The sequence below is a fragment of the Dyella sp. 05T440 genome, assembly GCF_056395965.1.
Genome location: NZ_JBFTKN010000015.1, coordinates 83,903 through 98,718, shown reverse-complemented (window position 1 = coordinate 98,718; position 14,816 = coordinate 83,903). Strand labels below are relative to the sequence as shown.

13 protein-coding genes are annotated in these 14,816 nt (G+C 62.6%); all 13 read right to left on the bottom strand.

Annotated elements, in window-relative coordinates; genetic code table 11:
• Window positions 1–76: 76 nt before the first annotated feature.
• The 13 genes from AC1DE1_RS17800 to AC1DE1_RS17740 all read right to left on the bottom strand — a co-directional run bounded on the left by AC1DE1_RS17800 (window position 77) and on the right by AC1DE1_RS17740 (window position 14,786).
• A complete protein-coding gene (locus AC1DE1_RS17800; RefSeq protein ID WP_477179216.1) occupies window positions 77–1,015 on the bottom strand; it encodes an acyltransferase domain-containing protein in 939 nt (312 codons plus the stop codon).
• Between the two features lie 3 nt (window positions 1,016–1,018).
• Window positions 1,019–1,912, bottom strand: coding sequence for a triphosphoribosyl-dephospho-CoA synthase MdcB (gene mdcB, locus AC1DE1_RS17795; protein WP_477179215.1), 894 nt, complete (start codon window positions 1,910–1,912; stop codon window positions 1,019–1,021).
• Between the two features lie 8 nt (window positions 1,913–1,920).
• Window positions 1,921–2,595, bottom strand: coding sequence for a malonate decarboxylase holo-[acyl-carrier-protein] synthase (mdcG, locus tag AC1DE1_RS17790; protein ID WP_477179214.1), 675 nt, complete (start codon window positions 2,593–2,595; stop codon window positions 1,921–1,923).
• The gene (mdcE, locus tag AC1DE1_RS17785; RefSeq protein WP_477179213.1) at window positions 2,570–3,295 is read right to left on the bottom strand and encodes a biotin-independent malonate decarboxylase subunit gamma; all 726 of its coding nucleotides are present in this window, start codon (window positions 3,293–3,295) and stop codon (window positions 2,570–2,572) included. Before mdcE ends, mdcG begins: the two co-directional genes overlap by 26 nt.
• Entirely contained in the window at window positions 3,282–4,229 is a 948-nt protein-coding gene (locus AC1DE1_RS17780; RefSeq protein ID WP_477179212.1) for a biotin-independent malonate decarboxylase subunit beta, read from the bottom strand. Before AC1DE1_RS17780 ends, mdcE begins: the two co-directional genes overlap by 14 nt.
• The gene (mdcC, locus tag AC1DE1_RS17775) at window positions 4,226–4,543 is read right to left on the bottom strand and encodes a malonate decarboxylase acyl carrier protein (protein WP_441603894.1); all 318 of its coding nucleotides are present in this window, start codon (window positions 4,541–4,543) and stop codon (window positions 4,226–4,228) included. Before mdcC ends, AC1DE1_RS17780 begins: the two co-directional genes overlap by 4 nt.
• 11 nt (window positions 4,544–4,554) lie before the next feature.
• Window positions 4,555–6,201 carry a malonate decarboxylase subunit alpha gene (mdcA, locus tag AC1DE1_RS17770; RefSeq protein WP_477179211.1) on the bottom strand — a complete coding sequence of 549 codons (1,647 nt, stop codon included), beginning with the start codon at window positions 6,199–6,201 and terminating at the stop codon, window positions 4,555–4,557.
• 255 nt (window positions 6,202–6,456) lie between these two features.
• Window positions 6,457–7,833, bottom strand: coding sequence for a S41 family peptidase (locus tag AC1DE1_RS17765; protein ID WP_477179210.1), 1,377 nt, complete (start codon window positions 7,831–7,833; stop codon window positions 6,457–6,459).
• 287 nt (window positions 7,834–8,120) lie between these two features.
• Window positions 8,121–9,254, bottom strand: coding sequence for a phosphatidylinositol-specific phospholipase C1-like protein (locus AC1DE1_RS17760; RefSeq protein ID WP_477179209.1), 1,134 nt, complete (start codon window positions 9,252–9,254; stop codon window positions 8,121–8,123).
• A 59-nt stretch (window positions 9,255–9,313) separates the two neighbouring features.
• Window positions 9,314–11,560: a GH92 family glycosyl hydrolase gene (locus AC1DE1_RS17755; RefSeq protein WP_477179208.1), complete on the bottom strand. Its 2,247-nt coding sequence runs from the start codon at window positions 11,558–11,560 to the stop codon at window positions 9,314–9,316.
• 238 nt (window positions 11,561–11,798) lie between these two features.
• Window positions 11,799–13,127 carry a phospholipase D-like domain-containing protein gene (locus tag AC1DE1_RS17750; RefSeq protein WP_477179207.1) on the bottom strand — a complete coding sequence of 443 codons (1,329 nt, stop codon included), beginning with the start codon at window positions 13,125–13,127 and terminating at the stop codon, window positions 11,799–11,801.
• Entirely contained in the window at window positions 13,081–14,049 is a 969-nt protein-coding gene (locus AC1DE1_RS17745; protein WP_477179206.1) for a CDP-diacylglycerol diphosphatase, read from the bottom strand. The genes AC1DE1_RS17750 and AC1DE1_RS17745 overlap by 47 nt, the downstream gene beginning before the upstream one ends.
• Complete coding sequence (locus AC1DE1_RS17740) at window positions 14,046–14,786, bottom strand: ZIP family metal transporter (RefSeq protein WP_441603901.1); 741 nt, start codon at window positions 14,784–14,786, stop codon at window positions 14,046–14,048. Before AC1DE1_RS17740 ends, AC1DE1_RS17745 begins: the two co-directional genes overlap by 4 nt.
• Window positions 14,787–14,816 lie beyond the last annotated feature (30 nt).

Here is a 14,816-nt window from a genome sequence, read left to right as displayed (position 1 = left end):
CGAGGTCGTACGGCGCGGGAGGCTATCGAGCCTCCCCGTTGCCGCGTGTCGAACAAATCAGGCAAAGGCATGGAGCTCACGCCGATCCCATGACTCGCTTCAACCAATCGAGTGCGCCGCCTACCGAACGAAAATCGTCAAGGCTTCGCGCGGGAATCCCGGGATAGGCGCCTGCGGCCATATCGGCGAGGGCGCGACCGGGACCCAGTTCCAGAAAGACGGTGGCGCCCGCCTCCACGCAACCCGCCAGGCATTTTTCCCATTGGATGGGATGCGATATCTGCAAAGCAAGCTTGTGGATATCGGTGCCGGCATCCAGCACGGGATCGCCATCGATGCCGCTGAAGAGACGAACCTTCGGTTGGCGTGCGGTTTGAAGATGGACGTCTGCCAGCGCGCGGTCAAAAGCGACAGAAGCGTTGGCAAGCAGATAGGTATGGGAAGGCACGTTCACGGGAATCGACGAAACCCGTAAGGCGCCATGTTGGGTGGATTCGTGCGCGATGAGGTCCAGTGCGTCCTTTTTACCGGCGAGTACCCAGGCGTTGGCGGGATTGCAAATCGCAATGGCTGCTTCGCGACCTGCGCATAATTGATCGACGCTCGCCCGATCCAATCCACGAATAAAGAGCATGCCTTCATCGCCATGGCTTTGGGCATCCATCAGGCGAGCCCGTGTGTCGATGAGGTCGAGCGTGTCGACGGCTCCTGTCAATCCCGCCACGCCCCAGGCGGCGACTTCGCCCACACTGTAGCCGGCCACGCAGCGCTGGCCCGGAAGTGCGCTATCGAGCAGCGCTGCTGCGCATAGCGCCTGGAGCGCGCATAGCAGTTGTGCCGTCCGATTGAGGTGGAGTGTCTCCTGGTCGGCTTGCTTTACCAGGGTGAGGGGATCGCTGCCGAGCTGCGCCGAGACATGCGAAAACAATGAAGCGGCTTGAGGTGCGTCGCCTGTCAGGTCGAACATGCCGGCGTGTTGACCGCCCTGCCCGGAACAAAGAATGGCCAGTGCCATGCTTTACCTCATCTCAGCGGCAGAGCGATGCGATGGCAGCTGTTCCAGTGCCATGGCGAAGACGCTCATGGCGAGTAGGTCTGCCGCACCACCCGGACTGAGTCGGCGCCGGACAAACGCGCGATGAATGCGTTCGGCACGTCCCTGCCACGCCGGATCGCCGACGCCGCCTTTGTCGAGAAACGTTTGCGCTGCTTGCTGCGCAAAACGCAGACCCTCCGCGCCGCCGCGATGCAACAGGTTGGTGTCTTCGATGGCGGCAATCAGGGCAAAGCACGCCTGTACGCGCGCCGCTTCGAGATGGCCCGGCGCAAGGCGTTGCGCATCGTGCAGTGCAGGCAGTCCAACTTCATAGATGCTGGGGAAACCTTGCGCTGCTTCCTGGCGAGCACCGCCGGCACCATAGCGCGCGCCGGCCATTTCGCCATGGCTATCGGGGAGTCTCGGACCGGCAAGGATCTCCCTGCCCCATCGACGCTTCACCACGGTGCCCAAGGCTTCACCCGCATCGACAAGGCCGGCTTCGCGCAAGCCTGCCGCCGCGCAGAGCAAGCCGACGCCAAAGATCGCGCCGCGGTGYGTGTTCACGCCACCGGTGGCAGAGAGCATGACGCGTTCGGCGCGCAAACCAATCTTGCGTAGTGTTGTCATGGAGGCATTGTGCATGCCCGCTTCGGTCAAGGCGGCAAAGTAAGGCCGCAGAGCCGATGCGCTCCGCCTGAAGGTGTCGGCGTCCATATCCACATGGCTCCCCGTATCGACATGACTCACCAGGCCAGGCTTGGGCCACGTCTCGATTTCCAGTATCAAACTGCGCTCGGCCCATGCCGCCACGCGCTCCTGGAATGATTGAACAGGCAGGCGGTCGGCCAGCAGGGCATTTGACGCGGCGGACATGCAAGCATTCATGATGCGATTCCGATGAACGATTCACGCCGACACAGGATCACGTCAGCAGCCCTCTTGAGGATCAGCTCAGGCACGCCGGAGTGCAGTTCGCGCCAGTTCACGCCGGCGCCATCGGCACGCAGAAGTTCACCATCGATTCGTACCGGAGCGTGCGAATCGATATCAGCCAGGTCCGAAAGAAACCAGCTGATCCGATTGCAATCTGGAAGCGTCCAAACGATATCGAGATCGGAGCCCGGGCTCAGATAGGTCAGCCCTGTCAGCCGCTGCCATGCCAGGCTGCCGAACACACGAGCCTCCACGCCATAGGCCCCTGCGTGAGTTGCCAGTTGCCGCAGGCTCGGTTGCCACGCAGCTGGAGCCGTATCGACGCATTCGGCCAGTGTGGGCAGCGGGGTCGTGGCAACCATATCGTCAGCGGCCATCTGTATGGCTATGCGTCGCTTGCCTGCCGAAGGCGGCAGCGGCAAGCCAAGCGGCATCCCGTCACTGTCGCCAGGCGCGGGGCGACGCACGATGAGTGGCCAGCCGCGAGCTACCCAACCGGGCAGCAACGGCTCATTCGCCAAGTCGCTACGTGACGCCAGCAACGCGTTCCACGCAGCGGAACTGACGTGAACCAGCCGGTGTCGCTGCAGCAGCGGATCAGACTGAGGCGCGTGCAAGTTCATGGACACGCCTCGCGATATCGGCAGCCTTGGGGCGACCGTTGCGTTGTGCACCAAGTTGGTCGCGGTTGTCTTCGCGCTCGGCCGGACGGGACAGTTGCGCCTGCAGTTGATCGGCGAGCGAACTGGCCGGGTCCAGCGTGACAGCCACAGCGCCCGTCTGAAACAGGTTGTCCAGACCAGGCGCAAAGACCGGCGTGGACCTGGCCTTCTCCTCAAGCACGTCGATGGACAATTTGGTCACGCGCGACATGGAAGGAAGATCCATCACCGCCGGCTCCGCACCAGGCAGCGCCAGCAGCGTGCGTGTTGCCAGCGCCGTGGCGATGAACGCCCCCGCGGCTGTATGGCCATAAAGCAGGCCGACCGTGGGGTGCCCCAGCCTGTCGGCGAGTATCAGGCACTTCGCCAGATGCGCCAGGAACTCATTGATGCCCAGCAGCTCGTCGCGCTTGCTCATGCGCTGGCTGCCGCTGTCGATCAACACCAGGATGGGCTCGTTGCCACCTGACTTGATGACTTCGATGACGTCACTGGCAAGCCTGGCGGCCTCTTCCACGCCGACAGGCGTTTGACCTTCGACGCCGATCACGGCGATCGAACCACCCTCCGGGAGACGGCCCCGCCCGGATATCAGGCCGCCCTCACGGACGACGTCGTGGCCACCAGGAAACAGCGATGCAAGAATCTTATCGAGCGTCATGACGAAGCTCCTGAAGTCGATCGGCCAGCGCAACGAATGCCTCGTAGGACATGGCGGGAATGTTTTCCGGCTCGCTCGCGCCCAATAAGCGCCAGATGTCGAGCGCATCGGCGCAAGCGCCAAAGTCGCCGATACGCTGTGCAAGGCGAGCCTGCTCCGCCTCCAGCGTGGCCAGCGTCGGCGCCGACACAAGCTCGATGAGATAGCGGGCGGCATCCCGGAAGCTGTCGATGGTGTCGTCGGCAAACACGTCCGCACCGCCGATCAGGCGCCGATGTTTGCCGCCCATGGTGCGCCATACCAGGGCGCGATCCCTGGAGTCGAATTCCTCTACGCCACGATTGGTCTCAATGACTTCCGGCCCGGAAACGCTGATGCGTCCCTGTTCCGACACCGCCAGGGCCGAACAGCAGCCTGCAATCAATCCGCCACCGCCGTAGCATCCTGCACGACCACCCACCAATCCCACCACGGGCACACCGGCGAAGCGCGCTTCCATCAAGGCGCGCATGATCTCGGCAATCGCCAGTTCACCGGCATTCGCTTCCTGCAGGCGCACACCACCGGTGTCGAACAGCATAAGCACCGGCACCGAGGCGATGTCGCGGGCGGCACGCAGCAGTCCTGTCAGTTTGGCGCCGTGTACTTCGCCAAACGCGCCGCCCATGAAACGGCCTTCCTGCGCGGCAACGAACACGGGCGCGCCATCGATCCGGCCGTGCCCTACGATCATGCCGTCGTCAAACTGCTCGGGCAGGTTGAACAGCGCCAGGTGCGGACTTGTCTCGCGCATCTCCGGGCCGATGAATTCCACGAAGCTGTTCGCGTCGAGAAGACCTTCTACACGCTGTCTGGCTGAGGCCTCGTACCAGCTATCGGTTGATACAAAGGACTGGAGTCCGAGTTTCGTATTGTCCAGGGCAAGCGTGCTCATGTGTGATCTCCTTCCAGGGCGCTGACCGCCTGCGCCAGTCGAAGAGCGACCGTGTCGGGTCGCGCGCCACCGTCGTTGACCGAGAGCTTCAGCCCTCCCGGCGAGCGGCGTTCGACGAAGTCGGAAATCACGGCCTGCCACACGTCGCCGAAACCTTCTGCTGCCGTGCGAATGTCCACTTCACACTCCCCATCGGGAAGTATGCGTTCGACCAGCACCTCCAGATTTCCGGAGGCCACCACGCCGACGATGGCCTGTCGCCTTGTGCCCTTTGCGCGCTGCTGCGCCTTGTTGCGGTAGTTGAGTGTTTCCACGATGGGTCTCCTCACCAATTTCGGAATTTGGACGGCGGTGCGTACAGATGGCCGGACCATTGCACCAGGTCCTTGATGGAGCGTGCAGCCAGCAAGCGGCGATCGGCGTCCAGGGGATCAATGCCCAGATCTTCCGGGCGCCGGATCACGCCGCGCTCCCTCAACTGCTGCACCAGCTTCTTGTCGCGCGCGCGCCCTACGTCGGTATAGCCCGCGACGCCGCGAATGGCGTGCTCCCGCTCATCATTGCTTCGGCACAGCAGAAGGTTTGCAATACCTTCCTCGGTGACGATGTGGGTCACGTCGTCGCCATAGACCATGACGGGCGCCAGTTCCAGGTCGAGCTTTGCAGCCAGTTTCAAGGCGTCCAGTTGCTCCACGAACATGGGGGCGTTCTTCTCGCCAAAGGTCTCGCCAATCTGCACGACCAGCTTTCGACCACGACGCAACGGAGCAGGACTATCGGGATCGGCTTCCTTGCCCGCCTGCAACCAGGGCTGGCTGGGATGACGCCGGCCGCGTGCGTCGCTACCCATGTTGGGAGCGCCGCCAAAGCCCGCCACACGGTCAGCGGTGACCGTGGAGGAATTGCCATGCAAGTCGATCTGCAGCGTGGAACCGATGAACATGTCGCAGGCATACAAGCCGGCGGTCTGGCTCATGGCGCGATTGGAGCGCAGGGAGCCATCAGGGCCCGTGAAGAACACGTCGAGCCGCGCCTGGATATAGCCATCCATACCCACTTCCGAGCCAAAGCTGTGGATTTGCCGCACCCAGCCCGATTCGATCGCGGGGATCAAGGTGGGGTGCGGATTGAGCGCCCAGTGGCTCGCCACCTTCCCTTTCAGGCCCAGGCGTTCGCCGTAGGTGGGCAGCAACAGCTCGATGGCGGCCGTGTTGAAGCCAATGCCGTGGTTGAGGCGCTGCACGCCATAGGGCGCGTAAATGCCCTTGATGGCGAGCATCGCGGTAAGGATCTGTGTTTCAGTGATGGCGCCGGGATCGCGCGTGAACAGCGGCTCGACGTAGAACGGCTTGCCGCTTTCGATGACGAAATTCACCCAGTCGCCCGGGATATCGACACGGGGCAGCTTGTCGACAATCTCATTGACCTGCGCAATGACGATGCCGTCCTTGAACGCGGTCGCTTCAACGATGGCCGGGGTGTCCTCGGTGTTGGGCCCCGTATAGAGATTACCTTCGCGGTCGGCACTGACCGCCGCGATCAATGCCACCTGGGGCGTGAGGTCGACGTAATAACGTGCGAAAAGCTCCAGATACGTGTGTATCGCACCAAGCTCGATCTTGCCGGCAAAAAGCAATTTGGCGATGCGCTGGGACTGCGGTCCCGAATAGGCATAGTCGAGGCGCTTGGCGATACCGAGCTCGAAAAGATCCAGGTGTTCGGGAAGCACCACGCCCGATTGCACCATATGCAGGTCATGGATTCTGTCTTTGTCGACCGCAGCCAGCGCGCTCGCCAGCAGGTCGGCCTGCTTCTGGTTGTCGCCCTCAAGGCACACCCGATCGCCGGGCCGAATAACCGCCTCGAGCAAGGCCGTGGCGTCTGCTTTTGCAACCCGCTTGCCCTGCGCGTACGTCGCCCCTGCACGTAGCCTCTCATCGCGCAGGCGCTGCGCGCTGTCCCAGACGGTCATACAAAATCCTCCGCGTACTTCAATCAGAGCGTTTCCGCCGATAAGCGATGACACGGGAGTCGCGGTCAGAAGGCCCGCTGCAACATGCCTCGCATTCGATGGAAAGATCCTAACGCGCGGAACGACTGGGATTTATGAAGTTATCAGAGGGGATTCAGAGGCATCCTCAATGAGAGGCGGCGCGGGTGCAAAATCGGGGGTCAGAGTGCACATTTTTGCACGCCTTTTGGCCACGCGAGAGTTCTGGTCGCGAACTTACATCTTGCGGGCTGGACGCAAAGCTAGCTGACGTGCCGTCTCGAAGGCTGCGTCCTTGCCCATGTTCCAGTCTTCAAATCTGAGCGGCACGACGATATCCGGCTGCAGAGTCTTCACTCTGACTGGATAGAACCAGTTGAGCCAAAAGCATACGCGCCAGTTCTCGCAGGGCTGCTGGTAGTCGTGTTTCGCCGTCTGCGCGTAGACGCATACCTTGAGATTGGGCAAGCAGGCTTTACTGCCCTCGGAGAAAAAGGACAAGCGATCGCCGACGGGTTCGCCAATGATGGTGACCCGGTCGCCGCCAGCGTCTTTGACGAATGCAGCCGTCGTGATCGCAGCGGAAAACGTCTGCGAATTGGTGAGCACGAAAATGCGGCCGTCTCGCGCGATCAAGTTGGGTAGTGCATGCGCGAAGTGCCAGGTGTTGGTGTAATCGCCACCACCATCGCCGCGCAGGTCGAGTATCACGGCGCAAGGCGGGTTTGCGCGAAGCGTTGTTTCCGCCGCGTTGAGAAACGGCGCAATCCGGTGGCTGCCGACGTCCCCGATACTCTGCAGTTGCACAACCTGGGCACAGCTGCCCGCGGCGGGGAATATCCGGTAAGGGTTATCGAGATCCCGCCACGTTTGCGGCAGCTCGGCGGATTGCGGATGGTATGCGCTCCAGCCTTGCTCGGCGCCCTTGCTCAACTCGGGCGACAGCCAGGGTCCTTCCAGAGGCATGCTGTCGTCCTTGCGCTTCGAATAAGCATCCAGCGGACGCGTCACCGTTCGACCGTCGGGCAGCACGACAGTCCAGGTCGAAGCCGTGGCGGTGGCAGCGACGCCCAAACCGTAAAGCAAATCCTGCACGCTGATGTATGCCGCATCGTTTTCCTGGCGAAATGGCTCCACGCCGCCGCGAAGCGTGTCCAGTTGAAGCAAGATCTGATCGATCGGATGACCGTCGATACTCACTACGCGGCCGCCGAGCATGTCGCGATAGGCAGCCGCCGCCCGAGTTACGTAGAAACCTTCCGCAAAGCGCGTCACCCTTAGCGGAACGAGCAGCGTGCCCTGATCGGACGTTGCATCTATTCGGGAATGACCATTGTCGGCCAGCGCCATCACTTGCATTAGCGCCACGTGCAACTTGGCTGACGGCAGCGCACTTGGCAGGGCCCGCAGGGCGGCGATGCGTGCTTCCGCCTTTTGGCGGTCGGCAGGTGAAAAAGCACGATCGCGCGCTACCACTTTGGCGAAATAGTCGACATCTTGCTGCTGCGCCTCCAGTGGCGACGCCGCTGTCGGATAACTAGCGTCTGGCGCAGCGCGATGGAAATTGAAGTGCAACGCAAGAGCGAACCCGCCTGCGATCACAACGAGCGCCAAGGCCGCACTTGCAGAAATAAGGGCCACTCGTCGAAGGATTGCGCGCACTGATCACCCGTTTGTTCAGTCCGTGACGCCCAGCATCACCTACAGGTTGCATCGGCCGCCTGATAAGCCAGTAGTGCCGCAAGTCACATGGGCCTGGAGGCTTGCCATGAGCGCCCTGGCTCGCGGGGATAAAGCTGAACTGCCCGGTGGGTGACCTGATACCGCAATAACTTCCTCCAGTCGCAAGCGCAGCGCTGCCATGCAATGGCCCGCCCGATCGGCAGCGGGCCACCTCACAGTCAATGCTTCGCCAGCTTCTCCAGCGTCTTGCCCTTGCAGGCATCCGGCACGAGCACGGGGTTGCACCGTGCAGCGACGCCATCGGGCAAACCAACCTGATAGCCGTGCTCCGATGGTTCACCGGCGGGATAGTCGGTGCTGATCATCTGCGCGCCGCTGTTGATGATGGCATCGCGGCGGGTGCCGTCGTTGCGCTTGCCCTGCCCTTGTTCCGGGTCGTCCGAACGCGTGCGTACCAGGTAGCCGCGATGCACCAGTTCGTTGATCTGCGCTGCGGTGCACTCGTTGCATTCGGTGAAGGCTGCGTCCGGCGCGCCCGGCGTGGCGTTGGTGAAGATCATTCGGTCCTTCAGCACCGGATGTCCTTCGAGATAGATAGACTCCGCCTTGCGCTGGTCGAGCAGGAACACCACCTTGCCGCGTGCCTTGGTCAGTGTCGGCCAGCCGCCTTCGCGCACGGCCTCGTCCAATGTGGCGTGGCCGCCGCGCACCTGGTCGGGCGTGATGATCTCGTCGGCAGCGAAGACGGAAGCGATCTCCTTATCCAGTGCATCAAACACCGCCGGCGTGAACGGATCCGGCGTCACGCTGGGAATCTTTGCCTGCAAGGCGCCTTCTTTCGTTTCGATCAGGATAAAGATCGGTACGTGACCCGGATGCGCCTTTGACCACGTCCGCACTTCCGTGAGGCAGGCGGCGAACGGCTGGCAGGTGCTGCGCTGATCGATGTCCTGGATGTGCATCACCTTGAAACCGGGTTGATCGAACACGCCCGGCGGCGCCATCGGCGGATCATCCGGCAGGCCGGCCAGGTCGATCATGTGCGAGATCGACGGATGCGCGTACTTGCCGCCTTTAGGGTCGGCAAACACGTCCAGCTCGATCTGTCGCACGCCGTCGTCCAGCTGGCGAGTGAGCGCCGGATGGCTGTAGTCGATGGCGGCGAGCGCCTGCGGCGCTTCCGATTGCATCAGCCGCGTGGCGCTGGGCGCGAAGCCCATGTGATAGCTGTTGTGCGTGCCGATGACCTGGATCTGGTTGATGCGCAGCGCATCGTCGGCCGCAGCCGGCGACACCAGCGCCACGGCGGTCAGTGCAAACAGCGACCATGAAATGGAATGACGGAGAAGCATGTCGGACATCCTGAAATCGTGGAGAGACCGCGCCGGGTTCGCCGGCGCGATGCAGGGAATCAACGCTTGGCCGTGCAGAGCGCAAAGCCGGGATCGGACAGGGACGGCGGCGGTGTTGCGGTGCCCCAGCGTGAAGGTGTCGGCCCCATGACCAGCTTCAGCGTGCCGCCCTTGGCGATCTGGCCGTGGCGGAACCACGCGTTGTCCAGCGGCTGGCCATTGAGCGTGGCCGACTGGATGTAGCGATTGACGCTGTTCCCGTCGAGGTTGTCCGCGACGATGGTGAAGGTGTGGCCGCCACCGAGGTCGATGTCCACGCGCGGATACGACGGCGTGCCGATCAGGTACACGTCCTGCCCTGCGTTCGGATAGAAGCCCATCGACTGGAACGCGTACCAGCTGGACATCGCACCGGAATCGTCATTGCCCGGAATGCCGTCACGCGTATCCTTGAACGCCTTGTGCAAATAGGTCAGCAAGCGATCCGCCGTGCGGTCCGGGCGTCCGGCCCACAGATAGAGATCGGGTATCAGGAAACCTGGCTCGTTGGTGATGTCGAAATGCAGGCCGTCGAACAGGGCATCCAGTCGCTTGACGAAGGCTTCGTTGCCGCCGGACAGCTGCACCAACTTGCGGACGTCCTGCGGCGCGTAGAGCGAGTACGTCCACAAGTCGCCTTCGTAGTAGAAATCCGGCCAGGTGCCGCGGCGCACCAGGTATTGCGGCGCCCAGCTTCCATCCGCGTTGCGTGGACGAAGGAAACCGGTGATGCCCTCCTGTTGCCACGAGGCATCCCACAGGTTCGCCCAGTTGCCGGCATGGGACTTGTACAGCTCGGCTTCCTTCGCATGGCCGAGTCCGCAGGCCACTTCGGCGATGCCGAAATCGTCATAGGCGTATTCGACGGTGCGCGAGCCGGCGCGTTCGGTCGTCTGCGCGATGTAACCGAGCTTGTTGTACGACACCAGGCCGCCGCGCCCTTCCTTGCGTGCATTGGCGGGCGGCACCTGCGCATCCTTCACCATCGCCTTCAGCGCCGTGGCGTAGTCGATGCCGCCAAGCCCCTTGACGTAGGCATCGGCCACCAGCACGTCGGCATTGCTGCCGCCCTGCGTGCGGCCGTTGTCGTTGCCCACGCGCGCATCGGGCATGTAACCGGCATGACGATAGGTGTCGATCAGCGAGCGCAGGATGTCGCGCTGGCGATCCGGCGCGATCAGGATCAGCAGGGGCGCATCGCTGCGGAAGGTGTCCCAGATCGCCTGGAAGTCGTCGTAGTACGGCTCCTTCGAGGACCACTTCGGATTCTCGCCGGTGTGGTCCGACGGCATCATCATGGTGTGGTACAGCGCGGTATAGAACTGGCGACGCTGCGACGGTGTCGCGCCGCTGATCTCGATGCGGCCCAGCGCCTTGTTCCACTGCGCCACGGCAGCGTTGCGCACGTCGTCGAAGCGCCAGTCGCGCACCTCTTCGGTCGCGTTGCGATGCGCCTGCCCTGCACTCACAAAGGAAATGCCCACCTTCGCCTGGATCGCCTGCCCTGGCGTAACGCGATAGTCCAACGACGCGCCCAGCGGCCGGTCGCTTCCGGTGCTGGCTTTGGGCGTGGCGCTCAAGGTGTCGCCCAGCCACGTCTGTGCGCCTTGCGAAGGCGTATCGGTGATCAGGTCGACATACACGTCGTACTCGCCGCCTTCGTTCCAGCCGCCGATGTAGCGACCCACGCCGACGATCTCATTTGGTGAGACGACCGACATCTCGCCGCCGAGGAAGCGCTGCGTTTCCTCGCCCGTCCCTTTGACCAGCAGATCCAGGTCCAGCGTGATGTGTGCGTCGCCGGCCTGCGCGAACGTATAGCGATGCATGCCCACGCGACGCGTTGCAGTCAGCTCGGCTTTCACCCCGTAGCGATCCAGGTTCACCGCGTAATAGCCGGCGCTCGCCTGCTCGCCGCTGCGTGGCGAATGGATGTCCTTGGGATCAAGAGCCCCCATGACCGGCGCGACGCGGATGTTGTCGTACTTGCCGCCGCCACCGCTCAGATGCAGATGGCTGAAGCCGCGGATGTCGCCTTCGCTCTGGAAACCCTTGCGGGCGCCGAAGTCGTGGACATCGGGACCTGGCTTCACCATGCCGAACGGCGTGGTCGCGCCGACAAACACTTCGCCGAACCAGTCCTCGCCGATCAGGGGATCGACGTCCGCCGCATGATCGGCGGCCATCGCGGGAACTGCGCAAACGAGCGTGGCAAGGCCAAAGAGTGTCACGCGCAAGACCTTGCGCAGCGATGGATAGCGTTTCATCAGGATCATTTTTCGACTGTCTTCTTCGTATAAGTCAACCGGACCGCGGAGTTGCGCCCGGACAGGTCATCAGCGTCGGGTCGCGTCGCTGCGCCGTCATCGTGAGGACGCTGCGATGGCCGGACAGGTTACTCAACGAAAGTTGCAGTCTTAGATCAGGCATGCACCGGCAATCGAGGTCGCCAGCAGGCACGTTGCGCGCGCACGCAGGTGAACCAGGCCCATCGGCAGCCGATCTTCAATGTGTTCGCGGCGCCTGATAGCTCTCGCCGGGGACCAGCGTCGTGACGTAGCCCCCACTCCAGTCGCGATCAAAGATCGATGCCAAGGTGCTGGCGGCCGATTTCCCGTTCAGGCGAACCGACACGTCCACGGTGTTGTGGAAATAGCTCCACTCCCAGTTGCCCGTGCCGACGAACGATTTGTCGTCGTCTGCGACGGCATATTTGGCGTGCTCCACTCTCGCGTACGGGATGAATCCACTTGGCGATGGAGGAACACGGCTGAACTTCACCGTGATATTGGGTAACGACGCAAGACTCTTCAGGTAGGACTGCGTAGGTTCGCTGAGCGACCAGTCGCCGACGATGATCCGGACATCCACGCCCCGGGCGGCTGCGTCGCGAATGGCTGTGTCCAGATCAGACCACCAGCCTTTGGCGCCAAAATGTCTGATCGCCGACAGTGTCATGACCTGTATGCGCATGACGTGCTGGCTTGCGTTGATCATATGGATCAATGCCCCCTCTTCGCTGCTGACCCATGCCGGCATGAGTGACGGCGGACTGAAAGCAGGGAAAGCCGTGATCAGTGAAGAGTTGCCATCCTGGAGAACGACCGGATTGTCTTCGGTCGCGGGCGTGAAGCCGGGCGAAACCTGGGCCGCCTCGGCAGCCTTGGGCAAATCCGGATGGCCGGCCAATTGCCAGTCGAATTCAAAGGACGCTTCCACCGTTTTTGCGAAGCGCTCATTGCGAATACGCGCGCCTATCTCGTGGATCTGTTCAAGTGCTCGCCAGTCCCAGTTCTGGCTGCCAATGAACACCGCCTCCTCGTCGATCACCATGTATTTGGCGTGCAGCACCCCACCCGTCAATTCGTCCACGGGAAGAACGCGGATCGTGATGCCAGGTACTTGACGCAGGCGATCCACGCCCTCCTGGTTACTCTTCAGGAACGTGTGATCCACCAGCACCCGCACGGCGACACCTGCCGCAGCGCGCTCGGCAAGTGCGTTCAATACGGGCGAAAGTGCCCCGCCGCCCGGCTTGTCCGCGATGTAAAACGCGGCCACGTCGATGCTCTTGTGGGCCGAGCGGATCATCTGCAGCCATATGGCCTGCGTGCGCGGCACGCCCGGTTCACCATAGAACGTCCCCTCCGGCACGCTTTCAACGATCTGGAAGTCAGGCTCGGGAGCGCGCGGAACGGGCTTTGCGGCAACGATCGACAACGAACAGAGCCCCAAGCCCATGCATGCACAGATCAGCTTGAGCGTCGTTGACCGAACGCTTCGTGGCTTAAGGTGGACCCAGCAGAATGGCTTCTTTGTTTGAGACAGTTTCATGTGGGGACTCGTGATGCCTCGTGGGAAACGAAATGGCGGTATCGGTGCGATGTGGTTCGCCTGCGATCGCGCATTGGTGATCTTCCAATTCCTCGGCACTGCCGCGGTTGCCCTGGTCGAGCGACGCCTTGATGCTGAGCAGGATGAATCCTGGACGGCCGTCCGGCGCTCGCGCTCCGACCACGGCGAGGCCATGACGACCCATGGCGTCTCCTGCAGGGAGTGCGGCCGCCAAGGACTTGAACGGATCAACCGATAGCGATTCGCCGCCCACCCATCGGGCGTCATAGGCATGCCCCATGGGAGGCAGCGGCTGAGCCAGCTTCTGCCACTGGATGCCGATGGTGGGAAGCAAGCGTTCCAGAACCTCGTGCACATCGGTCCGCACACAGTCGATATGGATGTGGAGCTGATCCTGTGATCGTCCGTAGCGGGAATTCACCGCGAGCATCAGCTGGTCACGCGGACGAGGTCCGTGCAACGCCGCCTCCACATATCGCTTCGCGTCCCAGGCGCGCGCGAAATAGTTGGGCACGCGGTCCTTCTGCAATGCCGGATCTTCCACGCCGCTGATGCGGTCAAGCGGTATCACCAGGTACTGATAGCGCCCCTTCTGATCCTTCAGGATCGCGTAGCCACCATGAGTTCCATCGCCTGGAACTACGATGCAAGGCGATGGCGGGTGGACACGGGAGGCCGCTGCAGGCGCGCAGACTTGACCCAGCTTCTTCCAAAGTGCATTTCGGTCTTTGACGCCATCCGATTCTCGCACCTGGCCATCGGCAGTGACTTCCTGCGACAGGCTTGCCAACACCAGCCCGAGGAAAATCAGGCGCAGTCGCTTGTGCCAGGCTGCGCAGCTCATCATCGAACCCGTGGCGCAACGCCTGCCGGCCGTCCGTACCAAACGCTTGGCCGTCATGCCCGTTCGCCCCGGGCCAACAGCCACATGGACACCACGCCAGCGGCAATGCCGATGGCGGGCGCCAACCGCGCACTTCCGGTTGCCTTGAGCCACGCCGCGGGGAGGATGTCCGCCAATGCGACATACAGGATGGAGCCGGCGGCGAACGCCGCTGTCAACGCTGCTGCTCTCTCCGATGGCAACGTCGCTGCCACGGCGAGCGCCCCGGCAGGCACGGCGATGGCCATGGCGAGCGACAGAATGAAGGCGCGCCGCGGATCATAGCCATTGGAAACAAGCACGCCGGCGCTCGCCATCTCACGGGGAATCTCGTGGATCGCAATAGCGGCAAGCGCCGCATATCCGGCCGCAGGACTCGCCAAAAAAGCGCCGGCCAGGATGATCCCATCGACGCAATGGTGAATAAAATCGCTGGCGAGCGTCATCCGCGCGGCCGGCGCGATCACGCTTGCGCTGAGGCCCCGGGCACGCACCACGTTCTCGACCAAGGCGAGAAATGTCGCGCCAATCATGAAAGCGAGCATGATCTCGCTCAGGTCGTCATGTGACCCCAACGCGTGCGGCAAGAGATGCAGAAGGCTGTCGCCGATCAGCAATCCCACGGCCATGGCCTGCAGCCATGGCAGCCAGCGAGTCCGCACGCCGCCAGGCATCCAGACTACGATGCGGGAGAACAAGGACGTCGCCCCAAGCACGAGGGACGCCAGGAAGATTTCGATCAGACGAGCATGCACGGATACGTCCCGATTGGCCGTTGCTTGACG